Source organism: Sphingomonas sp. Ant20, from assembly GCF_000783375.1.
Classification (GTDB): domain Bacteria; phylum Pseudomonadota; class Alphaproteobacteria; order Sphingomonadales; family Sphingomonadaceae; genus Sphingomonas; species Sphingomonas aerolata.
Genome location: NZ_JRVI01000050.1, coordinates 14,065 through 37,748, shown reverse-complemented (window position 1 = coordinate 37,748; position 23,684 = coordinate 14,065). Strand labels below are relative to the sequence as shown.

Annotated in this window: 27 protein-coding genes and 5 pseudogenes; 17 read left to right on the top strand and 15 right to left on the bottom strand. The window is 57.4% G+C overall.

Features of this window, described 5'->3' with window-relative positions:
- From NI18_RS08940 to istA, 8 genes and pseudogenes are all read right to left on the bottom strand, one after another.
- Positions 1 to 893, bottom strand: a pseudogene (locus NI18_RS08940) (hypothetical protein); the annotation flags it as partial.
- A pseudogene (locus NI18_RS08935) lies at positions 893 to 2,286 on the bottom strand (DUF4139 domain-containing protein). The pseudogenes NI18_RS08940 and NI18_RS08935, both read right to left, overlap by 1 nt.
- A gap of 618 nt (positions 2,287 to 2,904) precedes the next feature.
- Positions 2,905 to 3,288 (bottom strand): IS5 family transposase, encoded by a 384-nt coding sequence (locus NI18_RS25015; protein WP_081874353.1) that lies wholly within the window; start codon positions 3,286 to 3,288, stop codon positions 2,905 to 2,907.
- Positions 3,249 to 3,797 (bottom strand): hypothetical protein, encoded by a 549-nt coding sequence (locus NI18_RS24300; RefSeq protein ID WP_128082159.1) that lies wholly within the window; start codon positions 3,795 to 3,797, stop codon positions 3,249 to 3,251. Before NI18_RS24300 ends, NI18_RS25015 begins: the two co-directional genes overlap by 40 nt.
- 482 nt (positions 3,798 to 4,279) lie before the next feature.
- Positions 4,280 to 4,606, bottom strand: coding sequence for a hypothetical protein (locus NI18_RS08915; RefSeq protein ID WP_037529536.1), 327 nt, complete (start codon positions 4,604 to 4,606; stop codon positions 4,280 to 4,282).
- 2 nt (positions 4,607 to 4,608) lie between these two features.
- A complete protein-coding gene (locus NI18_RS23240) occupies positions 4,609 to 5,691 on the bottom strand; it encodes a TauD/TfdA family dioxygenase (RefSeq protein WP_081874352.1) in 1,083 nt (360 codons plus the stop codon).
- A gap of 236 nt (positions 5,692 to 5,927) precedes the next feature.
- A complete protein-coding gene (istB, locus tag NI18_RS08905) occupies positions 5,928 to 6,872 on the bottom strand; it encodes an IS21-like element helper ATPase IstB (protein ID WP_084215124.1) in 945 nt (314 codons plus the stop codon).
- Between the two features lie 29 nt (positions 6,873 to 6,901).
- Positions 6,902 to 8,387: pseudogene (gene istA / locus NI18_RS08900) on the bottom strand (IS21 family transposase).
- A gap of 110 nt (positions 8,388 to 8,497) precedes the next feature.
- Between istA and NI18_RS08895 the strand changes: the two are divergent.
- A pseudogene (locus NI18_RS08895) lies at positions 8,498 to 9,082 on the top strand (IS5 family transposase); the annotation flags it as partial.
- Here NI18_RS08895 and NI18_RS24295 read toward each other — a convergent pair.
- On the bottom strand, positions 9,042 to 9,419 hold the full coding sequence (locus NI18_RS24295; protein ID WP_128082158.1) for a hypothetical protein: 378 nt from the start codon (positions 9,417 to 9,419) through the stop codon (positions 9,042 to 9,044). The pseudogene NI18_RS08895 and the gene NI18_RS24295 sit on opposite strands and share 41 nt — an antisense overlap.
- A 290-nt stretch (positions 9,420 to 9,709) precedes the next feature.
- Between NI18_RS24295 and NI18_RS08890 the strand changes: the two genes are divergently transcribed.
- Complete coding sequence (locus NI18_RS08890; RefSeq protein WP_128082157.1) at positions 9,710 to 10,243, top strand: hypothetical protein; 534 nt, start codon at positions 9,710 to 9,712, stop codon at positions 10,241 to 10,243.
- A gap of 25 nt (positions 10,244 to 10,268) precedes the next feature.
- Here NI18_RS08890 and NI18_RS08885 read toward each other — a convergent pair whose 3' ends face one another.
- Positions 10,269 to 10,568, bottom strand: a complete 300-nt coding sequence (locus NI18_RS08885) for a hypothetical protein (protein WP_128082156.1) — start codon at positions 10,566 to 10,568, stop codon at positions 10,269 to 10,271.
- 437 nt (positions 10,569 to 11,005) lie between these two features.
- On the opposite strand from NI18_RS08885, the gene NI18_RS23235 reads away from it, so the two are divergent.
- The 3 genes from NI18_RS23235 to NI18_RS24285 all read left to right on the top strand — a co-directional run bounded on the left by NI18_RS23235 (position 11,006) and on the right by NI18_RS24285 (position 11,802).
- Positions 11,006 to 11,188, top strand: a complete 183-nt coding sequence (locus NI18_RS23235; RefSeq protein WP_157840506.1) for an AlpA family phage regulatory protein — start codon at positions 11,006 to 11,008, stop codon at positions 11,186 to 11,188.
- Positions 11,189 to 11,254: 66 nt separating this feature from the next.
- Complete coding sequence (locus tag NI18_RS24290) at positions 11,255 to 11,500, top strand: hypothetical protein (RefSeq protein WP_128082155.1); 246 nt, start codon at positions 11,255 to 11,257, stop codon at positions 11,498 to 11,500.
- Positions 11,501 to 11,550: 50 nt separating this feature from the next.
- Complete coding sequence (locus tag NI18_RS24285) at positions 11,551 to 11,802, top strand: hypothetical protein (RefSeq protein ID WP_128082154.1); 252 nt, start codon at positions 11,551 to 11,553, stop codon at positions 11,800 to 11,802.
- 93 nt (positions 11,803 to 11,895) lie between these two features.
- On the opposite strand, the gene NI18_RS08880 is transcribed toward NI18_RS24285, so the two are convergent.
- A complete protein-coding gene (locus NI18_RS08880) occupies positions 11,896 to 12,351 on the bottom strand; it encodes a hypothetical protein (RefSeq protein WP_037529531.1) in 456 nt (151 codons plus the stop codon).
- A 19-nt stretch (positions 12,352 to 12,370) separates the two neighbouring features.
- The gene (locus tag NI18_RS08875) at positions 12,371 to 12,856 is read right to left on the bottom strand and encodes a hypothetical protein (protein WP_128082153.1); all 486 of its coding nucleotides are present in this window, start codon (positions 12,854 to 12,856) and stop codon (positions 12,371 to 12,373) included.
- Between the two features lie 223 nt (positions 12,857 to 13,079).
- On the opposite strand from NI18_RS08875, the gene NI18_RS08870 reads away from it, so the two are divergent.
- Positions 13,080 to 13,703: a hypothetical protein gene (locus NI18_RS08870; RefSeq protein WP_037529529.1), complete on the top strand. Its 624-nt coding sequence runs from the start codon at positions 13,080 to 13,082 to the stop codon at positions 13,701 to 13,703.
- A gap of 593 nt (positions 13,704 to 14,296) precedes the next feature.
- Complete coding sequence (locus tag NI18_RS22250; protein ID WP_052149090.1) at positions 14,297 to 14,677, top strand: zinc ribbon domain-containing protein; 381 nt, start codon at positions 14,297 to 14,299, stop codon at positions 14,675 to 14,677.
- 119 nt (positions 14,678 to 14,796) lie between these two features.
- On the opposite strand, the gene NI18_RS24280 is transcribed toward NI18_RS22250, so the two are convergent.
- The 3 genes from NI18_RS24280 to NI18_RS24275 all read right to left on the bottom strand — a co-directional run bounded on the left by NI18_RS24280 (position 14,797) and on the right by NI18_RS24275 (position 15,870).
- Positions 14,797 to 15,054, bottom strand: coding sequence for a hypothetical protein (locus NI18_RS24280; RefSeq protein WP_128082151.1), 258 nt, complete (start codon positions 15,052 to 15,054; stop codon positions 14,797 to 14,799).
- 33 nt (positions 15,055 to 15,087) lie between these two features.
- Positions 15,088 to 15,477 (bottom strand): hypothetical protein, encoded by a 390-nt coding sequence (locus NI18_RS08855; RefSeq protein WP_037529526.1) that lies wholly within the window; start codon positions 15,475 to 15,477, stop codon positions 15,088 to 15,090.
- Positions 15,478 to 15,591: 114 nt separating this feature from the next.
- Positions 15,592 to 15,870 (bottom strand): hypothetical protein, encoded by a 279-nt coding sequence (locus NI18_RS24275; RefSeq protein WP_128082150.1) that lies wholly within the window; start codon positions 15,868 to 15,870, stop codon positions 15,592 to 15,594.
- Between the two features lie 299 nt (positions 15,871 to 16,169).
- On the opposite strand from NI18_RS24275, the gene NI18_RS24270 reads away from it, so the two are divergent.
- The 10 genes and pseudogenes from NI18_RS24270 (at position 16,170) to NI18_RS08810 (ending at position 23,665) form a co-directional block, all read left to right on the top strand.
- Entirely contained in the window at positions 16,170 to 16,943 is a 774-nt protein-coding gene (locus NI18_RS24270; protein WP_128082149.1) for a hypothetical protein, read from the top strand.
- Positions 16,944 to 17,479: 536 nt separating this feature from the next.
- Positions 17,480 to 18,130, top strand: coding sequence for a hypothetical protein (locus NI18_RS08850; RefSeq protein WP_037529523.1), 651 nt, complete (start codon positions 17,480 to 17,482; stop codon positions 18,128 to 18,130).
- A gap of 62 nt (positions 18,131 to 18,192) precedes the next feature.
- On the top strand, positions 18,193 to 18,984 hold the full coding sequence (locus NI18_RS08845; protein WP_157840503.1) for a hypothetical protein: 792 nt from the start codon (positions 18,193 to 18,195) through the stop codon (positions 18,982 to 18,984).
- Between the two features lie 80 nt (positions 18,985 to 19,064).
- Positions 19,065 to 20,237, top strand: coding sequence for a hypothetical protein (locus NI18_RS22245; RefSeq protein WP_052149089.1), 1,173 nt, complete (start codon positions 19,065 to 19,067; stop codon positions 20,235 to 20,237).
- Between the two features lie 147 nt (positions 20,238 to 20,384).
- A complete protein-coding gene (locus tag NI18_RS08835; RefSeq protein ID WP_128082148.1) occupies positions 20,385 to 20,660 on the top strand; it encodes a hypothetical protein in 276 nt (91 codons plus the stop codon).
- A 305-nt stretch (positions 20,661 to 20,965) separates the two neighbouring features.
- Positions 20,966 to 21,310 carry a hypothetical protein gene (locus NI18_RS08830; RefSeq protein WP_037529517.1) on the top strand — a complete coding sequence of 115 codons (345 nt, stop codon included), beginning with the start codon at positions 20,966 to 20,968 and terminating at the stop codon, positions 21,308 to 21,310.
- Positions 21,311 to 21,440: 130 nt separating this feature from the next.
- Positions 21,441 to 21,809 (top strand): hypothetical protein, encoded by a 369-nt coding sequence (locus NI18_RS08825; protein ID WP_037529513.1) that lies wholly within the window; start codon positions 21,441 to 21,443, stop codon positions 21,807 to 21,809.
- Positions 21,810 to 21,967: 158 nt separating this feature from the next.
- Positions 21,968 to 22,465 (top strand): hypothetical protein, encoded by a 498-nt coding sequence (locus NI18_RS08820; protein ID WP_198526976.1) that lies wholly within the window; start codon positions 21,968 to 21,970, stop codon positions 22,463 to 22,465.
- Between the two features lie 8 nt (positions 22,466 to 22,473).
- Positions 22,474 to 22,890: a hypothetical protein gene (locus tag NI18_RS24265; protein WP_128082147.1), complete on the top strand. Its 417-nt coding sequence runs from the start codon at positions 22,474 to 22,476 to the stop codon at positions 22,888 to 22,890.
- A gap of 42 nt (positions 22,891 to 22,932) precedes the next feature.
- Positions 22,933 to 23,665 (top strand): annotated as a pseudogene (locus NI18_RS08810) (NAD-dependent deacylase).
- Positions 23,666 to 23,684: the final 19 nt, after the last annotated feature.

Below are 23,684 nucleotides of genomic sequence, written 5' to 3'. Positions count from 1 at the left end.
GGGGGGGCGCCATCGCGCGCGACGCCGTCACCACTATCTCGTCGCAGGCTCAAACTCCGTTTCGGGCAGATCCGACGTCGTCGTGCCGAGCGGATAGCAGACCAGCCGCAGCCCGCCCGCCGCCGCCGGAACCGCGGGCAACGCCACCCGGTTGAGCCGGCCCGCGACGGCCTGCACCTCGGCCTCGGGAACACTTCCGGGTTGCTGTTGGCGAGGGTCAGCCAGGCAAACAGGTCGACCGTTCGCCCGTTCGCGGCGAGCGCAGCGACGTAGCTCGCCCGCCAGTCGAACCCGGACGCGAGATAGGACAGACGCACCGTGACCGTGCGCGCCGCCGGGCTGATGGTCGTTACACTCAGCACCGGCTTGCTCGACAGGCCGCCTGGGACGCCGGCGAACGCCAGCCGCTCCGCGAGACCCGAACAGCGTAAAGCCTCGATCCCCGTCACCGTGCGGAGGATGACGCCCGGTGCCGGGCCGGCGACAACGGTCGCGGGCTCGCTGGTCGGTCGTCCGGTCGCCCTTTCCGTTCGGGTCAGCGTCACGTCACGACCCAGCGTACCGTCGACGAGCGAGGCCGGCGACAACAGGCGGGCGTCGCGGTTCTTCTCGATCGTGCCGCCGGGCAGGCCGTCGATAACTGCGCTGACCGGCACGATCCCTTGCGCCACGCCCTCGAACCGCAGAACCGCCGGTCCGCGCGGCAGCCGGACGCGACGCGTCTCCGTCACCAATGCAAAGCCACCGAGATACTGGAGGGTCATCGCCCCGCGGCCATAAGGTGCCCGGTACACCGTGAGCGAGACGCGGTCCGGCGCGGACGAGGTGACGGTCGTCTGCGCCTCCGCCCTGCCCACCAGCAGCGCGACCGCCAGGAGCAGCAGATGGCGCATCAGTAGCGCGTGTCGAAGGTCGCCGTCACCGTGGTGCTGCCATTGGCCGGCACCGATACCTGCCACGCCAGCGTGCCGGCGGTGCGACGTTCACCCTTCGCGCTGTCCTCGACGACCCGGACGTCGCCCCAGTCGAGCCCGCCCTGGATGAGCTCGACCGTGACCGGACGGGCGCGGGCGTTAGTCAGCTTGTACTGCATCGCCGTGCGCCAGCGGCTGTCACCCTGCCGCGTGCGCGACACGGTGACGGGCTGCACCTTCACGTCGAACGCGTCGCCGGTGGGAAGCGCGATGGTCGACCCTTGCGGGGTATGCTCGATCCGGTTTTCGCCGGTGAACTGCGGCTGCCCGCGTGCATCGCGGACATAGACCCGGACCACCCCCGCCGGCAGCGCATCGCCCAAGCCTGCTGCCCCCGAGTTACTGAACCGCAGCACCGACTGCGCGCTGCGTGGTTCGTCCGAACTGCCGAGCCAGCCATTCTCGAACCGATAGCCCGCGCCCGCCGCCACGCCCTTGGCATCGAGGAAGCTGACCTGCTTGGTCTGCTTGTCGGCGATCGTGGTGCGTTCGGCCAGCGGATAGAGGTAGAAGTCGCCGAGCTGCTCGCGCGCGGCGCTCTCGGTGCCGGGGCGTGTCGTCGTTCGGCGGCGCGGACGCGGCGCATAGCCGCCGCTGCCGTCATCGTCGGCGCTGCCGACCTCGCCGGCGACCAGCAGCGTTTTGGCGTTAGCGAACGTCGTCCCGCTGCTATTCTTCAGTGTTACCCAGCCCTGGATATCGACCGTGCCGCTCTTGTCGTCGAACAGCGCGACGTAATCGGCGCTCCAGCCGAGCCCGCGGCTCAGGTAGGACAGCGTCGCCGGACGGGTTCCTCCGCGCGTGCTGGCCAGTGTCACCGACAGCGTCGGGCGCGCCCGCAGCGCGTCGGGCACCCGGTCGAACACCGCGCGCACCGGCAGGCCGTCGTCGCGCAGTACCTCGACATGACCGTTCACTTCGATGACCACGCCGCCGTTCACCGCCAGCACTTTCGCGCGATCGCGGGTTTCCGCGCCGGTGGCCGGATTGGTCCGCACCAGCGTGATCGTCTCGCCGACCGCTTTCTCCATCAGGCTCGACGGGCTGAGCAGGTCATAGTCGAAATTCTGCTCGACGATCGCGGCATCGGGCACGGTCAGCGACACCGTTTCCGGTCGGATCGCTGCGCTCACGTCGGGGAAATTCTGTTGAACCCGCCCGCTCGCCAGGTTCAGCGGACGGATGTCCTGCACCAAGCGACGTCGTTGGTGTAGATGGTGACCGACACGTCGCCTTGCGCCGTTCCGGCGGTCGAGGAATCAGCAGGGGGCGGCAATTGCTGAGCGGCTGCCGAAATCGACCCGAGCAGCATCACCAAACCACACGCTCTCGAGATGCTTTTGCGCACGCCACTCTCCCCCGGTCCTTGCTATAATGGCGAGACCGCATCAGAAGGGCAACGCGACATTGTGGGTCTGATTTTCTGACCCAAACAACGGCGCTTGTTCGCTCTGATCGGTGCGATGCGCCATTAAGGTTATGATACGTTGATCATAGCCAAAATGACGGTGTCCGCGAGAGCGACGGCGGAGAGCAAGTCCGTCGGTTACTGGTCGTAGCGGGTGCCGATACGCCGCCAATCCTTGGAGCGCCCGAACAAGATATTGATCCGGTAGACGCCGAGCTCGGCGACGCCTTCCCACCGAATCTGCAAAGACCCAATTGTGGACGTTCGCGCGCCCTTTCCCGCTTCCCAACTTCGGACGCTGGTTCATTTTTGCGAATGACCGATTTCGAAGCCTCGCTATCAGCTCGCGAATGTCTTGATGGGGAAGGTGAGCATACATTGGTTTAGTCGACGGACGCGACTTCCCAGGCCGCGTCGATGCAATCTCGTTCGGCAGCGAAGCCGGGTTCAAAGGTGGGCATATCTCCCAACCCCAGCCTATTCAGGTCAAGGTGCTCCAAGCAGACAAGAACACAGTCTACGCTAGGCGGCGTAGACGAATTTGAGCAGGTAGCGGGTGGCAGCGATCTGGATCATGCTGAGGGAGCTTTCGGCGAGTTGGTCGTATTGGGTGGCGACCGCGCGATTGATCTTGAGATGACCAAACATGCGCTCGATACGATTGCGCTCCTTGTAGAGGGTGCGGTCATGGATGATTGGCTTCTTACGGTTGGATCGTCTTGGGATGACGGCGTCGATCCCGCGGCCACGTAGATCGTCACGGATGGCGTCGGCGTCGTACCCCTGGTCACCCAGCAGCGCCGGCTCAACCTCGGGCAGTACAATCAGCGTGTCGTACGCCTTGCAGTCGGCGGCTTGCCCACATGTCAGATGGAAGGCGAGCGGTCGCCCACAAGCATCGGCGATGCAGTGAACCTTACAGCCGAACCCGCCCCGCGAGCGGCCAAAAGCCTGTCGATGAGTCCCCCTTTACCCCCGCTGCCGAGACGTGGGCAAGGATGGTGGTACTGTCGATGCTGTAGTGGCCGGTGACGCAGCGGCGGAAGGGCGGCCTCATGCCAGCCCTCGATCACCCGCATGTCGACGAAGCCGTCACTCTCGGCGGCGGTCAGCACCGCGGTCGACAAATGACCGAGCAGCGTCCGCCGCGTGCCGAACCCGGCTTCGACGAAATACGACACGTGTGCGCCGGGCAGTGCTCGGTCGTCTGCACCGGTTGGCGTGGCCTCGGCGAAGACCGCACTCTCGACGCGCATGATCCGGTGCTCGTCCATCGCCGGCCCCATCCGCAAGAAATCGAACGGATGGTCCGCAACGGGCAGGCCGGCCACCCCCAAGACTTCTTCGCCATCGACGAAAAACTGCTCCCAGCCGCCCGGCGCTACGATCCCGAAGAACTGCGTGCGCGGCGCCACGCTCTGGTAGCTGTGCGTGTCGCCCGGTTCACATAGGCAAAATCGCTGGGGGTGAGCACATGCGCGGTGTCGCCGGACCACACTTGCAGCTTGCCGCGCGTGACGAACCAGGTGTCGTGCTCGCGCTCGTGCCAGTCCATTGAAATCGGGCCCCGATCGAGCAGCGCGTCGCACACCACCGCGCCGAAACCGCCCGCGGCCTGCTCGACGCCGGCGAGCGTGCGGATGACCTGGCCTGCGACCAGATGCGCGAGCCCCTCGCTCGCGCTGAGACCATAGGGGCCGGCGCTGGGACGAGTCGTGATCGAGCGTCATGACTTTCTCCTAAAAGGCGTCAAGCGAACGGCCTGGCGAGTTGCGCCGCCTTGCACTGCGAGGTCTTGGGCGGCGCGATACCCCATTGGTCGCTGCGGCCGGGCGCATAGGTTCAGTCGCCCGCCGCGCCGACGCGCCGACGCGCCGACGCGGCAATCGTCGTCGACCTAGAGCACTTCGGCGGTGTATTCGATCACGAACCGAAAACGGGTCGACGAAATAGGTGAACAGGTTGTCGCCCGGTCCGTGCCCCCCCCCGGCCCCCAGCCGATCGGGAACCGGTGGTCGACCATACGCCCGGCGGCACGCATCACGCTCTCCAAGGTCGGCATCTGGAAGGCGATATGGTTCAGCGTGCTGACGGCTGCGTCGGCGATCGCGATCCAGTGATAATCGTCGTTGGTGCGCACGAACGCCATCATCTTGGAACGATCGGTCAGCACGAGCCCCAGCGCATCTGTGAAGAACCGCGCGTCATATACCCGGACGGCCAACGTCAAGGAAGTTGGCGGCTATTCAATCCCAACGGCCGCGCGGTTGCATAGGCGCGGACGAACCAGCGATCTTTGCCGGTCCACGTTGGGGTGTATGCCGGACGACGGTGAAGGCAGCGCCAGTTGTCAATCACCACCAAATCGCCCGATTGAACGGGCAAAACTAATGGAACGTCCGGCAAGTTCAGCACCGTCTCGAAGTCGTGAAGGGCATCGGCAGCGCGCGTTGTCAGGCCTAGGCAATGCCCCTTGTTGTAGCGCGAGATCAAATTCCCCTTTTCGTCCTGATCAAGTATCGGTAGCGATGTGAACGTACGGTTTTGCTCGACAGAATCAGGCGTCGTGACGGCAAAATCCGGACGCTTCAGTATCGCGAGGCTGCGAGGCGAAAGCCGCTCCGTGACCGCGTTCACCAACGCTACCGTCATCGGAACTGTCGGGTCGGCCTTAATTACCCCGAAAATCAGCCAGCGCGGCGGCGGCGTCAGCAACGTGGGATCATTATCTTGGAACGGTCGGTATGCACCGTCCATGTGCCATGGCAGGTCCGCACTCCAGCCATGCGAACTAACGGCGCGCTCAGCAGCTGGGACGGCGACAACATGGCGCACGATCCGTCCGTCGTTTTCGTCAAGGAAAGCGCAGGCGCTTGCCCTCATGAGGCCAATGACACCGAATACCTTGAACAGGGTTGCCGCAAACGTCGCTGGCGGTGCGTAGCCGGAATAGGGCGCCGGACCGGGTGCCAAATCTGGAGAGAGCCCGCGCAGCCAGACGACGGCCGCCGTGTCGATGCTGTGTTCAAGCTGAAGACCTTCAGCGCGAAGCAATTGTCGCAGATACCAAGCGCCTTGCCGCTCCCACCATTTTGGATCTTTTTCAGGATCCGGCATGCGGAGCCTGTTTTCATCTATCGAACGCACCCATCGCCGGCTTCTCTGAACCACTAAATCACTTACCTGTAGTGCGGCGACCGAGGTATTTACCTCGTTGGGTGCGATCGCACTTCGATTAATCGAATACAATTGAGCAGCCGAATTAATGTCCGATAGCGGAGAGCCGGGTTCGGTGCTGCGATCGTGCATGATCCACTACCTTAGATTGCTGACTGTTCGTCAAGGATTCGGCGCAGCCGTGCCATTCCCTCCGAAAATTCCTCCGGATCAAGACCCTGGAATGGTAATCGAAGGAACGTCTTCCCACCCCGGATCTCGTCCCACGGCATGAACGCGCTGCCTCGTGCGAGGATTAGGCCCGCATGGCGTGCGGCTTCCAGCACGGCGGTCTCGCTGGCCGTTGTGGAAAGGTTGAGGCTCAGGTGTCAACGGCGGAGCAAAAGCAGGCCAGCGGGGCGGAGTAAAAGCAGGCCACCTGAGGCGTGCGCTGACGATATGAAAAGGGCCCCGATCGGGGCCCTTTTCATATCGTTGCCGTCCTCGGTCTGAGTGTCAGGAAGATAGTATCTCACCGGTGTCCGGGTCGGACAGGACGCTGGCCTGGTTTTGCTCCGCCCCGCGCGCCGGCGTCCGGTGGACTGCTTGAGGCGGTAGCTGTCGCCATTCATGGTCAGGATGGTGGCGTGGTGGGTCAGCCGGTCGAGCAGCGCGCCGGTTAGCCGCTCGGAGGCGAGCACCTGCGTCCAGTCTTCGAATGGCAGGTTCGAGGTGATGATGGTCGAGCCGCGCTCGTAACGCTGCGACAGCACCTCGAATAGCAGTTCGGCGCCGGTCGAGGACAACGGAACGTAGCCGAGTTCGTCGACGACGAGCAGTTTCACGGCCGCCATCTCACGCTGAAGCTTGAGCAGGCGTCGCTCGTCTCGTGCCTCCATCAGCTGGTTCACCAGCGAGGCGGCAGTAGTGAAGGCGACCGTAAAGCCCTTCTGGCAAGCTGCCAGACCGAGCGCGAGCGCGACATGGGTCTTGCCCGTCCCGCTGTTGCCGAGCGCGATGACGTTCTCGCGGCGCAGGATGTATTCGCACCGGGCCAGCTCGACCACCATCATCCGGTTGAGGCTCGGGATGGCGGTGAAGTCGAACGTGTCGAAGCTCTTCACTGCCGGGAAGCGGGCGGCACGGATCCGTCGCTCGATGGTCCGGCGCTCGCGGTCGATAAGCTCCAGCTCGATAAGCCGCAGCAGGTAGCGGGTGTGATCGACCCCGCCCTGCGCGCATTCGCGCGCGACCTTCTCATACTCGCGCAAAACGGTCGGCAGCTTGAGCTGTTTGAGATGATGAGCGAGCAGAACCTGCGGGGTGCCGGCCATCGTGCCCACCGGCATGGCATCCTTGGTCGTCACGCTGCCAGCACCGCATAGTCGGCCGCGCACGTCGTCTTGACGTCCATCTTGGGCACGTGAGGATACGCCGCCAGATCCAGGCGGGGCGGACGGCGCTCTATACGCGCCAGCGCGATGAGTTTTACCGCGTCGAAGCCAGGTGCGCCCAACTGGATGGCTTCGGTCACTGCGTCTGTGACGATGGGAAGCGGCATTGCCTCGAGCAGCCGCAGCACCTGGATGAACTCGCGTTTGCCCTTGTTGCCCATTCGCGCCTCGAGCAGGTGCCGCAGATGCTGGAAGATGTCCGGCAGGTCCCAGTCCTGAAGGGCTGCCGCCTGGTCGAGTGCACCGGGCTTGGTCTCGATAAGCGCCAGATAATGCAGTGGGTTAGAGACGAATACGCCTTCGGCGTAGCAGCGCGTATGCCGGGCGATTTCCTCGCCAGCGCATATGATGACGACCTCGTCGACGAACCCCTTCACAACGACATCGCGGAAACCGTACGCGGTCGGCACCGAATAGTCGTTGGTCCGGTAGCGCACCATCGCGGTCGACGACACGCGCCCGGCGCGTTTCTCGCATGGCTCCAGCGGTACCGACGGCAGCGGGCGTAACACTACTACGTCAGCCGCCATCCGCTCGGCGATAGTCTCCGCGTGCTGACCGGCATGCTCACCCTGACGCGCGCGGCAGGACTCTTCGAACCTAGCGTTCAGGACATCAAAATTGGCGGCGACCGGCACGGGCACCATGAAGTTGTTGCGCGCAAACTTCACCAGCCCCTCGACCTTGCCTTTGTCGTTGCCCCGCGCTGGACGCGCAAAACGGTCCTGAAACAGGTAGTGGCTGACCAACTCTGTGAAGGCACGCGTGCGCTCACGCGTTCCGTCGCCGCAGATTTTGGCCACGGCGATGGTTGTGTTGTCGTAGAGGATGGACAGCGGCACGCCCCCGAAGAACGCGAATGCCGACACGTGCCCGTCGAGAAACGCCTCGGTCGTCTCACGCGGATATGCCTTGAAGAAACAGGCATCCGACTGCGGCAGCGACATGCAGAAATAGTGGATCTTCATCCGCTCCCCGCCGACGATCGCGACCGCCTCCCCGAAGTCGACCTGCGCATGCCCCGGTGGGTGCGCCAACGGCACGAAGGTCTCGCGCCCGCGCGCTGCACAGCCGCACATGGTCTTTCACCATCGTGTAGCCGCCCGTATACCCATGCTCGTCGCGCAGACGCTCGAAGATCCGCTTTGCCGTGTGTTGCTGCTTGCGCGGTGCCTCACGGTCGGCCGCCAGGATTGCGTCGATAGCCGGTAGGAGCGCCCCGAGCTTCGGCTTGGTCGGAGGCTTCGTCCGGCGGTATCCGGGCGGTGCCGAATACAGGCACATCTTGCGGACCGTATCCCGGTTCAGCCCGAACACCTCCGCCGCTTCCCGGCGACTATGGCCTTCGACGAACACAAACCGTCTGACCGCTGCGTAGCTTTCCACGACAAACATCCCCGCCGCTCCGCAAAGGGAGCAGCTTACCAAATGGCCGGATTTTACTCCGCCCCCACCGGCAATGCGCCGGCGGTCCTGTGGCCTGATTTGTCACCGCCCTTCACAATTTCTACCGGATGCGCGACAACGGCCTGCTCGATGTCATCAATGCGGTGCTGGTGGCATGGGTGCGAGTATCGGAAGGTCGCGAGCCGGCGCCGACCGCAGGCATCATTGATAGCCAGTCGGTGAAGACAACCGAGGCGGGTGGACCGCGGGGATACGACGCCGGCAAGAAGATCAAAGGGCGCAAGCGCCACGTCGTGACCGACACACTCGGCAACATGCTCGAAGGCGTGGTGCACGGCGCCGATGTTCAGGACCGCGACGGGGCGCCTGGCCTGATCGAACGATCCTGCGACGCGTTTCCCACGCTCACCAAGCTGTTCGCCGATGGCGGATATGCCGGACAGAAGCTCGAAGGGGCAGTCGCGCACATCGATCGGCTGACAATCGAAATCATCAGGCGCTCCGACCTGACGGGCTTTGTCGTTCTACCACGGCGCTGGGTCGTTGAACGCACCTTGGCGTGGCTCAATCGGTGCCGGCGCCTCGCAAAGGATTGGGAGGTCTCCATCGCGTCGTCCGAAGCGTGGTTGGTCGTCTCATCCATCAGGCGAATGACGCGCCGTATTGCCAAAATCCAATTATGAGTCGGGCTCTTAGAGGCGGAAATCTTATACTGACTATAGATAATGCTCTTAGTCTTTCGTTCGCATTTTTTCCGAATAAAAATCTTGCCTTATCCAGCCCCTCTTTGAATCTTTTTATCTCTTCAACATGCGGCTCGTTCGGCCTGTTGATTACAACGCGAAGCCAAGTCTGAGCGGCTAAAAATACCTCATACCGACGATCAAATAGTTCTCCTTTGATCGAAAGACTTTCAAGATTAACTTGCTTATCCAAGATGCCCGTCTGCCGGTGTGCAATTTCAACCTGCTTCTCAAGAATGTCTGCTTGTCGGCGCGCTATCTCGGCCTGCTCCTTCAAGATAGCGTTTTTGGCCCTTAGATATGGCCATCTGCTTACTTGCTACAACAACCGCGCCGATGACAGCGCTCGTTCCAGCCATGAGGGTTGCCAATGCCTCCCATGGAAATGCCACTTCATTCATCCCCACCACCATTAACGCCAGCGCCATCGCCCATACGGCAAGGCTTGCTCTCGACACCTGAGACATTTTTCACACCCAAATCCCGACAAGCAAGGCTATCGCGTTTCTAAGCTTTCAGACAGGCTGAACTGCGGCACATCCGTTTTAACCGGCACAGGGGGCATGTGTGATCGACTGGAACGCGTTTGACTGGCCAACCTTCGGATCATTGATGCAGGCGCTATCCGGTGGCATCGTTGGGGGGCTGGCGGTATTAGGAGCCTACAAGATTGGCCTACGCCAAGTCAGCATCATCGAGGCACAGACGGAAATTCTGGCGAAACAAGCTGATATTGAGGCCAAGCGCCTGACACACGAACTTTACGAGCGCCGCTACAAGACTTACGACACTGCTCTTAGGTATGTTGTGGAATGCGTAGAATCGACTGATCAACGCCCAAGGCCCGAAATACGCGACCAGTTTATTCGCGCGTTAGGCGAAAGCCAGTTTCTACATGATGCCAATGTGACCAAGGAATTGATTGAAATACGAACGATAGTTGAAGCTACCTACGCAATTCGACGCGATATGTGGTCATACGATCAAGGCAATGACGCCTACCCCGAAGGCTATGCCGAAAAAGAACGCGAACTTCGATCGTGGCTACGCGAGCGGGTGAGAACACTGCCAGCGCTGTTCTCCGATTTGGTGGTAACTTAGGTTCCCGCTTAGGCTCATCAGAATATTAGTCTTTGAAGACATGGTCGAGAATCATAGCTATCGACTCTTCGAGCATCTTGATCGTGGATGCCTGCGCAGCGAGCTTGGCAGATAGCTTGTCGATTTCCGCCAAGAGGGTCTGATTATCCTCAACGAGATCGTTGTAACGGGCGTTCAGGTTGCCAACGCCAACCATTGCCTCGCTGGCATGACGATCTGCCGCCATGCTCCATTCGCGATCGGTGCGACGCTCGTAATTATCCATGGGTGTTCGCCAGCGCACGGAATGGGGGAAATGGCAGGGGGGTTCGATCGAGTAGAGCATGTCGATATTTATTCTATCGACATGCTCCGTGCGCGCGCCATGTCCGGGCAAAGGGTTGATGGCTCATCGTCCAAACAACATCGCAAAGACAGACGCGAACATTAGCGAGTTGCATCGCCATGATCGGTCATTCGGTTTCATAGAGATGATCTTTCTCGTTACTTGACGGGCTTGTTAGTCTTGGGCGGAGCATAACGCATAGAGATCACCTCCTTTCTTTTTTCAATTTGAAACTGTTGAGAGATTATATGCTGATATTTAGTCGCCGGTTGTTCTTGCTGATGCTGTCTCAACCAAGCATCTTATAAAAAAATTAACGGCATTCTATAATTGAATATCGCTTGACACAGTTCGTCTTCTTTGATCCTGCGTCGCTTTTTGCTTGATCCCATCACCCTTTCGTGAGAGTTGCCCCCTTACACAAAGAAAGGATGCGAATGATCATAGATGAAATCATGAAGATGACCGGTGCGGGACGATCAACGATCTATCGCTGGCGCAAGGATTACAACTTTCCTGCCCCCGATCGAGCAGGTTGTTATGATCGCGCCTCGGTCGAGGGCTGGTGGTCTACAAACCACGATGTGGTTGGACGCTGGCCAAAGCGCCGCGACGCTTAACTGATACGAAAACTAATTTTGCAGCAACGCGCGGGGGCATTCCCCAGCGAATGAAGGATATTGCCTATGGCGACGGTTCAGCCAAATGTCGAAACTTTATTGATCAAAGGTGCGCTCGCGTCAATGAACATATTCGAGGAAGTATTAGACAAAAAGCTCGGTGGTGGCTTTGAGGATTTAGTTGATGGCCTTAAACGAATGTTATGGCTTCGCGAGAAAGGTGGATCACATCTTTTTGTAACGGAACGCGATGGTGTCTTCAGGATCAGCGATCCCGCCGAAGAGGCTCTTTTCAAGATCGGAGAGCCATGACAACCATGGGATGGTCTAAAGACGGTGAGGTGGCATTTCTACACAGATGCTTGGCCGATCCACTCAAGCAACACATTCGGGACATCGCTTATCGACGCCTCTACTGCATCGAATACGATATCCCGTATGCCAATCCGCTCAACAATGTAGATGAAGTTTTGTATCAACTGTGGAAACAGGATACCGGACCGATCGCGCCACCGGCTGTCCCAAAGACCGCCTATGAGCTTGAATTAGATCGTCGCTATGGAGCCTCTACAAGCCCCGTATGGCAGGGTCAGGGATATCTGGCAGGATCGTGAAGCGAATCCTGTAATTGCGCCGTGTGAGGCTGTGAGGGGACTGGGGAGGATAGTAGAACCACCCTCCCCTTTGCCGAATGCTCAAGCCATCGACTAAAACTTCGCCTTGGCGTCAGATGCCTTTGGCATCGCGGTTTTAGCGCATGTTCCATTGATCGTCATATTATACTTTGATCCGGTGTCCATATTGTAGTCCATACTTTCGGAACTTACCGTTCCTTTCACCCGATCAAGATCAAAGAAATAATGGACAATTCTGCCCGGTTTATCACTTGGGTACCAAAGAGCGCGTATCTTTGATGGTCCGAACTCGATTTTGCATTCGCTGCAAATCGCGTCATATCCACCCGTCCGCTTATTCAACTCCATTATCGACTTTGCCGCATCGTCGATGACAAATACGCTATCGGCCTGCATTGTCTTTTTCGCAGCATTGGGGTCGGTTGCGCTGTCAGCCATGTCCAATACTGTCGTCGTATTGCACAGGATGGCCGTAGCGGCGTTTGCCGGTGATGCGACCAGCAGACATCCGATGACGAGGGCTTTCATACTCGAATACCCCTGTCGATCACGCCTTCGCGGCTTTGCGTGCTTCGATCGATGCAGCGAAACGAGCGCGGCGTTCTTCTGACCATCCCTTGCCACCTTCACCAGATGATGCGCGCGGTGCGCGTGGCGTCTTCACCCGGACAGTCGTGCCTGCGGTCGAGTCAGACTCGAATTCCTTATCGAACTCGCCTGCGTCCACGGCTTCGGTCATCGTCGCAAGGAAGTCGTTGAAGCGCTCGCTCGGAATGAACAGGGTCGTTTGCCCATTGATCACCAGCGGGTGACCGTCGCGGCGTGTTGGCGAGAAAGCGACTACGCCGTTCGCAAGCTGCCACCAGCGCTTACCACCACCACGCGTGGTCTCGGTCGAGGCAAACTGCGTCTTGGTCGCTTCAAGACGGTTGACCACCCATGCGCGATCTTTGGCGGGATCATATGCCTTCTTATCGAAGGTGTCCTTGAGCTTCGGGTCAATGAGTGCGTGAAGTTTGTCTAAAATCGACATATCGTGTGCCTCCATAGTTCGGTGACACTGCGAACTACGAACTACACGAAGGTGTCAAGACAATCTTGAAACGATCGCCCCATGAAGGGGTGTAGGAGCCTCTATGAGCCTCCATAGAATGTCAGGGGGTGCGTGGTGGTCGGATGACTGTAGAGGCTCTGTGCGTGGCTGTATCAGCGTGTCGTTCATCGTTCGGTAAGCCGCACTGACACATCATTCGGCAATGGTAGCTTTCAACTTTGACCCTCGCGGTGTCTTTTTCCATTCCGGCTTGGATACAATCGAGCAGGGATACAGCGCTGCAACGCTTGGCGTAATGCAGGAAATTAACAAGGAGAAGGCAGCGGCATACGACTACTCGCGCTACATTGCAGCAGGGGGCAGACCCATTGAGGAACGAGCCGAGGATGGCGGTATGATATGGTCGAATGACGAATTGCTTGAAGTTACGATTCGGACTGCGGAAGACGGCCTTATGTCGCTGCGTAAGGCATTCGCCGTTTCCGTTTACCACCATTGGGAGCGTTCAGCTTTACAATGGACCGGCAAAACGAACGAGAAGCATGATCGGCTTGTCGAGTTCGTAGAAAGCATGGGATATGCCGCTCATCCCAAGCTGCGCGCGGTCTGTGACCTAACAAACCTTCTGAAGCATGCTAACGAGAAATGGGGTGTCCAGCTTCACCGGACATGGCCCGAGCTATTCACGCCCGACTTCGTCCCACCGTCTGAAGGCGGGTGGAGAACCGACTGGTATGAGCAGGTAGCGTTATCCGAGACGAACATGTCCGAGATATTCGACATCGTTAGGGCATCGGGACCGGCCATAAGGCCGATAAGTGCGTGACAGCATACGATCGCTGTCCGCCCTAACGGATGGCTTTGACCGCCGTTAGGGCGCTCGTAGTGGCGATACTCGCACCTACTCCACCGAATACGACAAGAGCGACCAAGGCGGACATCATGATCGTTAACGCCACCAGCGCGTAGATGGGGTGTCGATCGGGCTTGAAGGCCACCACCGTATCGTGGATCATTCTTGTGATTTTCATCAGGCATAACCCTTAGCAAAAAAATTGCGTCTGTTTCGGGTTGCCTTCCGCCTCCGGCATTACCGCGAGTCGGGGCGAGGCTCAAGTGTGACCGTATTTGAAATGCGGTGGGATGCAGTCTCGAACCTCGATACAGCGGGTGCTACGAGGGGAAATTGGCTCGATGTCGTCGTTCGCGTAGATGGCGTTAATCGAGCTTCTCCATGAACCAATCGATCAGCGCATGGAGGTGGAGGGGGTAGCCGATCGTTACCGACATAGTTGAGGAAGCGGTGGTTGTCGCGTCGAGGGACGCTTCCTGTGACACGCCACTCAGAGCTATCACAATCCGCATTGATCATGCCCCCCGCCTTTGCCATTGAACCGTCTGGTTCTCGGGGGGACACAAATGATCATTCTGCTCTGGATCATGATGGGCGCGGTTGTTGCCATGATCGCAAATTCGAAAGGGCAAAGTGCGGGAGCGTGGTTCGTTTATGGCGCGCTGATTTGGCCGATTGCCCTTGTTCACATTCTATTGAAGCCAACGGACATCAAAGTTCAGGAAGCCCGTCAACTCGAAGCCAGCGGGAAAAAATGCCCTGAATGTGCCGAGATTATAAAAGAGGACGCCAAGGTTTGTCGGTTCTGCGGAAATCGTGAGTTTCCAGTCGACGATCAACTCGAAGAGCCTGAATATCAGTATGCCGACTATGTCCCCCGGCCGGTGCCTACCACATGGCAAAAACTGTGGTGGAACCCGCATGCGGGGCCGAAAGACCGCCGCTGATTGACGCGCCGGGAACCTTCCTACCATTCAATCTGTATGAGAGACGCAAGCTTGCAAACTTGCGTCTCCCCTCGCAACCACCCACCCAAGCGGGGGGAGACTACTTTCGGATTGCGCGATCAGAACGCGGTCGTCGTTCTACCACAGCGCTCTGCTACGACATCAATGGCGCTACGCCCCTTGTTCGGCGCAGCCTTCAAAGTGGGATATGATCCTATCTCTTTGAAATAGGCCACTCCCCTCTTGCCACATTCTGCGATTGAATCGCTTTCTGTGGTGGAGGCTTCCGATACCTGCGTGGCATCCTCCATCGTTTCGTTCTGCGCCTGTTGGGCACATCCCGCCAACGCGAGCATCGTTATCAACAACATACGCATAAAAATGCGTCCTTGTATTGGATGGCAAAATATTTAGCCCAGACCTGTTGATAGCTGACCGGCCTTATACAAGAAGGCATTTGGATTTTCGTCAACATATTCGGGATCGTCATTATACTCGCGAAACGGCTTTTCGACGCCCCAAAGCTCTCCCGACACCTCAATCTTAATGCCCGACTGCTCACTGCCATCGTCAAATTTCAGGTCGGCTTCCACAAGAATTTCGAACGGAACCGTCAGATTGCCTTCGTCATTCCTGATATCGCCTAACTTAGTTGAGATTAGCTGCCCAATATTTGCAGGAGTTGCCCTGCGGTCTCCAGAGTTGTCTACGGGAAATTCGTCTGAATAGATATAATGGGCGTTCGCCATATTTTCGTAATTCATCGAGATGTATGCTTCTGCATTCTGCTTAATCGACATAGCTTATCTCCGGGAGTGACGAACCCCGATGGTGCGGCAATTGAACAGTTCCGACAAGGCTTCCTGCCGTCCCGCAATGGGCCGCACGATTTTGCGGGGGAGTCCCGTCATGCGCTATCGATCCTGCCGCCGCTCCCGCTCAAGTCGAGCAATACGCTGAAGCTCGCGTAGATCGTCCAGAGCGAGGATCGCCAACGGCTTCGCCCGATCGTGCTGAACCACCGCCACGGGGGTTAGACCGTCATTACGGTTCGCCTGTGCGAGTGCGGCATAGGCTTTGGTGAAGCCGTTGGCATGCGCCTTGGCTTCGTAGCTGTAGGGATGAAGCCGCTTGGCGGCTGGTGACAGGATGATGTCTGCGCCGGGGGGAACCCATAGGGCACGAAGCCACATCGTCAGGGTGTAGGTCGGGGTTGTCGGCTCGGATCGCGTCACGAACCTTGTTTTGCAGACGACATGCCTTGTTTTTGCCGATCGGATCGAGCACTTGCGAGGTTTAATCATCAGGTATTTACTTGAAAGGCTGGTGAGGCGGTTGGGATATGACGCCCGTTGGATCAGGTGCAACCGAAGTCCGATGGGCGCACATCACTCGCGCAACAACCAAAATTTCAAAGGGCGGAGCGGCCGTGAATAGGCAACCAATATTAAACGCGGTCCCAAAGTTCTTCGAACAGGCAAACTCCGGGATAATGTTAAGAGCGCTGTCCGACCACCATCTCGTGCCGATTGGTAAAGTGCGTGTTGATCTTCAAGGTATCTTCGACTTTGGATATATTGGGGATGAAACCGATAGCGCATTTTTGGGCGCAAGCTTCACCAACTCGTTAACTGACGAGCTTTGGCGAGAAGCCATAAACCAGATGGCAGACTCAAATTTTCATTTACCGTATCTGAAATGCGGTTTTGTGATGCGGTATCACGAAACAGCAGAGATGCCCCGTTCCGCGATGATGCATGTTCTGGAGCAGCACGACGACCGGATAACGGGACGCATCTACCAATATAGCCCCGATCTAGCAGCGCTTAAGGGGCGCTGGAGCCGCTTGGCCTATAGCTATGAAATGGTCTTTGGCGCGGAAGTCGAGTTAATTACTATCGGGGAATATCCCGGCGCAGAACGGCACACACAAAACATCAGAAATCTATCAAGCGAAATGATGGTGGCGAATGCCTTCCTTCAGCAACGCGGAGAAACCGTCGATCCGGGTGATCCTCGTATGAAGTCCATCAACGCCGCGCGCACAAAGTTCAAACGACACGCTGTGCCGTTGCGGCTGGTGGTGGCATCCGAAGAGAAGGCAAGAACGCACGCTTCGACACTTGGGAGTGGAGGTTCGAAATCGGCCCATAATCGCCGGGGGCACTGGCGAACGCTGGCGAATGGTAGGCAGATTTGGGTGCGCGATTCAGCCATACATGGTGGTGTCAGTGAAGCTCGGCAATACGAGGTTAGCTCAAGCTAATGCTGGTGAGGCGGGTTCGAAGTTATCAAGCGCGAACACCAATCATGAAGTGCATGAGTTGGGGTGCCTCACCAGCGTTGATTTAGTTATAGCTCAAGCCAGAGGTGCGCGCATTAATTGTATGTCTTGGGTAGAAAACTCACCACGATAAAGAGGTCGTGGAGGCAGACATGTAGGTGCTGCCTTATTTCGCCTTATTTGTCCTTCCATAAGCGCACATCCTTATAAGACCTTTAGGACATGTCGTTATGGGAGGACAGATTATCCAATGAAATCAACGCTTCTACAAAACCGGTATCGATCGGCTAACTTTCGATTCTTATATAGTGCAGGCAAAACACGGTTCCGGTATAAATAAGTCTGTGGCGGATCAGCCCCGGAAGTCATGAGCCGAGGAGATGTCCGTTCCCTTCATCAGGTCCGCCACATAACAAGACAGGGAATGCATATAAGGGACAAAATGAGCGACTACACATCACTTTTTTAGCATTTTCGACGCCTACTCTTCCAAGCTCACTTCTCGCGAAGTTAACCAGTTGAAGAACGCCAACGCGTCCTCCTGTTATTTCGTCACCAACATCATCCGACCGATGCTCTTCAACAGCCACAGCTATGTGTCCCTGTCCGAAGATAAGCAGCGCGTCCGCGATAGCGTTTTGGCAGCAGATATCGCGCGAGCACCGACCGATGACGATTTGCAGTATATCCAGTTTTTCACAAATCCTTTGCTCAATGTAGCGAAGGACCATGAGTCTTTTCACCGGCCCAGCAAACGCGTCGCGCTTTGTGATAATGTGGTTCTGACATTCGAATACGACAGCACGGATATCAATTTCTTCAAGCATACGCTTTCATGGTTCCGCTCTGCCAAAAAGCCGATCAACGCCCCGATCGGAAGATTCCTGTCGAGCGTTCGCGCGGCGTATGCCGACTGTCGCGGTTTGAATGTCACCTATTCCGGCAGTAAAAGCTTTCACCTTCATTTCGTATTCTCAACAGAGCTTCTTAAGCTTCACGGGACGGATTACACATCGATCCGCGACGGCTTCACCGCGACATGGCTTCGGCTATCCTCGATGCTCGCAGCATCGCCCGACCTAAACATCCCCCGGGGATATCCGCCCCCGACGCATCTATCAGGTTCCCTGATAGTTTCCGCCGCATCCCTCTCGGTGTCCGCCCGGTAGACGGTGAGCATTACTTTAACCTGCCCGCAGGCTCGCGCGTTCCTCAAGCGGTGATGTGGGAAATGTTCTATGACCGTGCCGCCAAGGGGTGCGCGAATGTTTCGGTATTCGACCCGGCTGATTTCCTGCGCCCCATTCAAGTTGCGCGTAAGTCGACGGCACGGGTAAAATCGCCAGCGCATATCCTTGGTGACTCTGCGTTACACGCTCACCTCACTCGCGAGATTATCAAGTATTTCCCAGACGGTAGCTATCCGCAGTTCTCGCATTATGGTGAGAACGCTGGCGAAATCGCGGCATATTTCAGCAACTCCCCCACCGACTACACCCCTGATTCATTGATCAAGCAAGACTGGTGGTCGGTCCACCTCGTGGGCACCGGATCGGACTTGATCGAGACAAAATCTCTACCGCGCACACTTGGCGAGATGATCGAGGAATGGACAGCGGATTTCGATGCGCGACTTAACGCGGTGGATCGCGAGCGCACGCCAGAGGAACAGAAGTTTGCAGAGGTCTCCGCCTCGCAGGCGTCCGCGATCGACGCCATCGGTGGCATTCTTCGAACCAAAATAGGGAGCGCTGGCGCTCACTGGATCACGGCACCAGAGGGCATTTCGAAGTCGCGTTCTTTGTTCGATGCCACGCACCAAGCCATCAATGACCTTGTCGATTACGATCTACCGGCAAACACGATGTATGCGTTTGCCACCTACGCGCTCGCCAAGGAAAAGTGTGCCGAGTTTCGCCAAGGTCAAATCAACAACCCCAAGAACTTTCGCCGTCCGATCAAAGCCATTGTTCTCAAGAGCTTTTCGAGGGTCTACAAGGAGCTTGCGCGGCACTTCGCATAGACGAACTCACGATTCACGACACGATCGCTGGTGGCTACAACAGCCTGTATGACACCATTCAAGATCGCCAGCCGGATGCGATGAGCGAGATTCGCATATATTACAAAAAGAAACGACTTATCGTTAGCGGCAAAACACCTGTTATCTTCACGGTTCACGATGTTGCGCACGATTGGCACAAGAACACATGGACCCGCCGCATGTTTTCCGCCGCCTTTTGGTCGAAGGATCGCGAAAATCTCTTCAACCGTTGCCGCGAAGATACGCATCTTGGGATCATGATCCATGACGAGGTTGCCGCAACCGATCTCATCACGATGGTGCCAGCCTCGACACGCGATTGGATCGACCGCCTACGCGCCGACTCCTCTTCATGGTCCTCATCTGGATCGCTGGTAGACCGTTGGCAGAGCTATAATGCCGTGTCGTCCGCCTACCCTGCCCCTGTGGGCTTCCAAGAAGCAAACAAGCTCGCAGCGGTGGTCAAGTGGGATAACACGCTCACAACGGCTTACAGCGGCGAATACGGGGAGCCTCGCGAAGACGACATCTATGCCGCCACCGCAGGTAACGATTGGCTGATCAAACAGGCTGACTGGTTCGCCACTGCGCGCACCACGATCGTGCTCACCACCGAAGCTGTCCCTACCATCATCGCGCGGCACATCGGCGAACCATGGGTGATCACTGAACTCGACACCCCGTTTCTAGATCGTGACTCTGTTCAGACAAGGTTGTTCGACCGTCTGACCAGCACCAAGCTTTTGGAGGTTGTAAGCGCGGAACGCACCGACTTCCTCACCACCACCGGTAAGGAGCTTCTATGCATCTCGAACAAGGCTTCATCGGTCGCCACAACGCACAAGACAGCCAAAGGCTCGAACGCCTTCATTGCGAAGCCAGTCCTACAGACGATGGTGATGATGGCACCATCGCAATACGAATTTAGTGAAGTCCTAAACGCACTAACCGATCGTCAAGATATGGTGATGCTCACCCATCTCGATGACTTCAACCAGAGCGCCGGTCGCAACCTTGGCTTCCGGTATCGTGACGGTGCTGAACACCATCTTGTGATCAATCGCCGTCTTTATCTCTTGCTCGCCAACTCGTGCCTTGGTCGCTCGCGTTACCAGATGAAACCAATCATCGGACGCTACGATCGTCGCAACGCCAGCAAGGAAAAGACTTCTCCGGCGCTCCGCGCACTGCAACTTAAACTTAAACTTAAACTTAAAGGGAACAACTCATGAACCGCTACAAATAAAGAGTCCAAGAGTGCCATTCCGCCCACCTCCGTTTCGACGGGAAGTTGGGCAAATCAACTTAATGACCCTTATCGCCTCTCTTTTCCAAGTTTTGGATAAATAATAATGATAACAAAGAGAGAGGCGACTATAATGTGTGAAGCTTATAACAAGTTTGTAAAGGTGGCATCGATAATGGTAGGAATGGAGAAACGAGAACCGAAGTCATTCGAGCTACGCGCTACCCGCTCGATGTTCAAACTGGAGACAGGTAGTTTCGAGTTTATCTTGAGCCCTGCCGCCAAGGATTTCATCGAGCAGAACGATCTTGGTGAATTCTCCATCCGCTTCGACGATGCGGAAGATTGGCTGATGATCGCAGCCCCTTCCGATGAAGCTCGCGTTCTATTCCGGCTGGCGTTTTCATGAACACCGGAAAGCGATTTACGGAACGCAATGCGAGGATCGTCAACGATCGCCACGCTGGCGCGACGATCAAAGAGCTAATCTTAAAATACGGACTTAAACGATCAAGCATCTACCTCATAATTTCTGAAAACAACCAAGGAGCAAAATGACATACGAAACAATCATCACCATTATCTGCGTATTACTCGCCAGCACCATCCTGCTCATCAGCTTCCGTTTAAATCATTGGCGGAAGTGTGCAGAGAGACATTGGAGCAGCTTTAGTAACGCCGACCGCGCACACGATTACGCCCCAAAAACGCGTAGTGCACTACGAAGAGCAATTCAAGAATCTGTTTGAGCGCTTCCAGATAGTTTGGACCACCAACCAAGAAAATGAACAGCGCGTAGATTTAGCGAATGCCCGCGCAGACCGTGCTGAAGCCGCCCTTGCCCGCGTCGAGGCAGAGATTGCCAAGACTGAAACGAAGCCGCGTAGCACGAACGCCGATCTTGTCGCTGCGTCGAGGGCTGCGTCGAGCAACAGCTATGCCGCAACGGACACCAAGTCGGTCTCCGCGCTATCGGCATCACTTCAAGCTTTAGGAGAAGCGGCGACAGCCGAGTTTCAGAGGCTCTTGTCGATGAATACGAAGGGGGATCGGTCATGACCTTGGTCATAGGCATTCCAATCCTTCTCCTTGGTATCGCTGGCGTGTTCTTGGGTGGTCGACCATCCAAGGACGCCAACGAACGCACAGAAAATGGTTCAAAGCCGTATTGGTTAGACGGTGGCGGATCATGAGCGCCCGCATCCGCTTCACCTTCAAGATTGAGGGACTGTCAAAGGATCGTATCGCGAAGGACACGCGGGCCTTTTTCAACATTCGCGCCCATCCTGTGGAAGGGTCATCCGGGAATGGTCCTCGCAAAGGACCGTGGGGCGTCGGGTATAACTATGACGATGGTGGTAATATCCATTGGAAACTTACACGCGCAGAAGCGGCGACCGTTTCAGATAACATAAACGAAACCGTCGCACGCATCGTCTATGCAATGGATAACCCGGACACTGCCGTAAGGTTCGTAGACGGCATCCCCCAGCTTATCACCACAGACGATAGCGGGGTCGATCACGAAGTGCTGTTCAAGCTTGGTAGGGACGCTTGACCACGAACTTAACCACTTGACTAAATACCATATCGCGGGGTTTTGCTCCTTTCTCCCCTGCGGTTGTTGGTGATGACGATGGGCGGAAGTTTTTTGCATTTTTCCTTCCGCCCATTGCTCCCCTACCGCCAAATCCAACCATCTATCTAAATATCGACATGACAGTTTCACCCTATCCCGCATCCTTCATGGAAAACGGCTATCTGTTTGGCGCGGCACTCTTCACAATGGTGCTCATCTCGATGTTTTCCGCCATGCTGCTACCACTCTTTGCCAAACAGCTTTGGAAAGATCGACGCGACGGGTTCACCCCCGCTAATGCGTTTTGCGCGACCTTTACCGCCATCTGCATTGGTATGATAGTTTTATGCTCGCCCGAAGCTTTTTGGATGATCAACTACGCAGATATGTCGGTTGCCAATCGGACTATAACCATGAACATCATACGCTGCCTCGACTTCCTTGTGCTTGTCCCAGTTGGGATATGGATGACCATTCTAATCTGCTACAGAAACGAGATTCTTCTACGCCTGAAAGCCCCTACCGTGCGCATCTGGAACGATTATCGTTTCACGCCCTTGCTCCGCGTTTTACCCCTTGCTGGCTTGTGTTTCGCCTTCGCGCTATTCATCACGCTGGGTCGCGCTTTTCATTAAATAGAAGTATGATTGATAAGCTTGTTTCCGCCAGCGTCATCGTCGGCGCATCTGTATCGGCGGCGAGCGTTTCCGGTGCCTCACCTGACTCGATAGTGTCGCTTATCGCGTCCATCGCCGTAGCCTGCGTTGCTGCGACCCTGTCGCGCGCTACCGTGATTTTTAACCCGGCGTCCAACAAGAATAAAGTATGGACTTACGAGCTTTCGCTACTGTTTTTCTGCGTGCTGTTGAGCGGCGCATTGGCTTACGAAAACTCATGGTCGGTTGGTCAAAGCACTACCTATGGTGGCGGCATCGGTTTCATCGGCGCTGGTATCAAGCCGTTCTGTGAAGCACTCGTGAAGACGATGTTCGGCAACCTCGCAGCATCGTGGTCCAAGGACGATCCGAAGGACGACACCAAGGACGATCCGAAGCCCTAACGGCGTGTGGCACGGACCGCCCCTGCCCGGTATCATGCGAAGATGAGCGACATACGAAACATCGTCATTTTGACCGGTGCTGGCATTTCTGCCGAGAGCGGCATCCCGACATTTCGGAGCCAAGGCACTGATTTATATTGGGAATATGACGCCCCCGAGGGCGTAGAAAAAACATCGGGTCGAGGATGTCTGCACCCCCGAGGCCCTCGCCGCGGATCCGGAGCTGGTGCACCGCTTCTACGATCTCCGTCGGGCGGCGCTGGCGACGGTCGAGCCCAATGCCGCGCACCGTGCGCTGGCGCGGCTGGACGAAGCATGGGGCGGCGGATTGCTGATCGTCACGCAGAATGTCGACGACCTGCATGAGCGGGCGGGCGCGACGCGGATGCTGCACATGCATGGCGAACTGCTGTCCGCGCTATGTGCCGTTTGCGGCGCGCGCGAACCCTGGGCCGGCAGCTTGCCGGAGGGGGCGATATGCGGCGCCTGCGGGTCGGCGGCGCTGCGGCCCGACATCGTGTTCTTTGGCGAGATGCCGTACCAGATGGAGCGGATCGAGGCGGCGCTGGCGCAGGCCGATCTGTTCGTGTCGATCGGGACGTCGGGGGCGGTCTATCCGGCGGCCGGCTTTGTGCAGACCGCGGCCTATCACGGCGCCGCTACCTTGGAGCTGAACCTCGACCCCTCGATGGGGAGCGTGTTTTTCGAGGAGACGCGGATCGGCGCGGCCGGAATGCTGGTACCGGCCTGGGTCGATGAGGTCCTGGGGCGATAGTCAAGGGGTAAGGGACGGC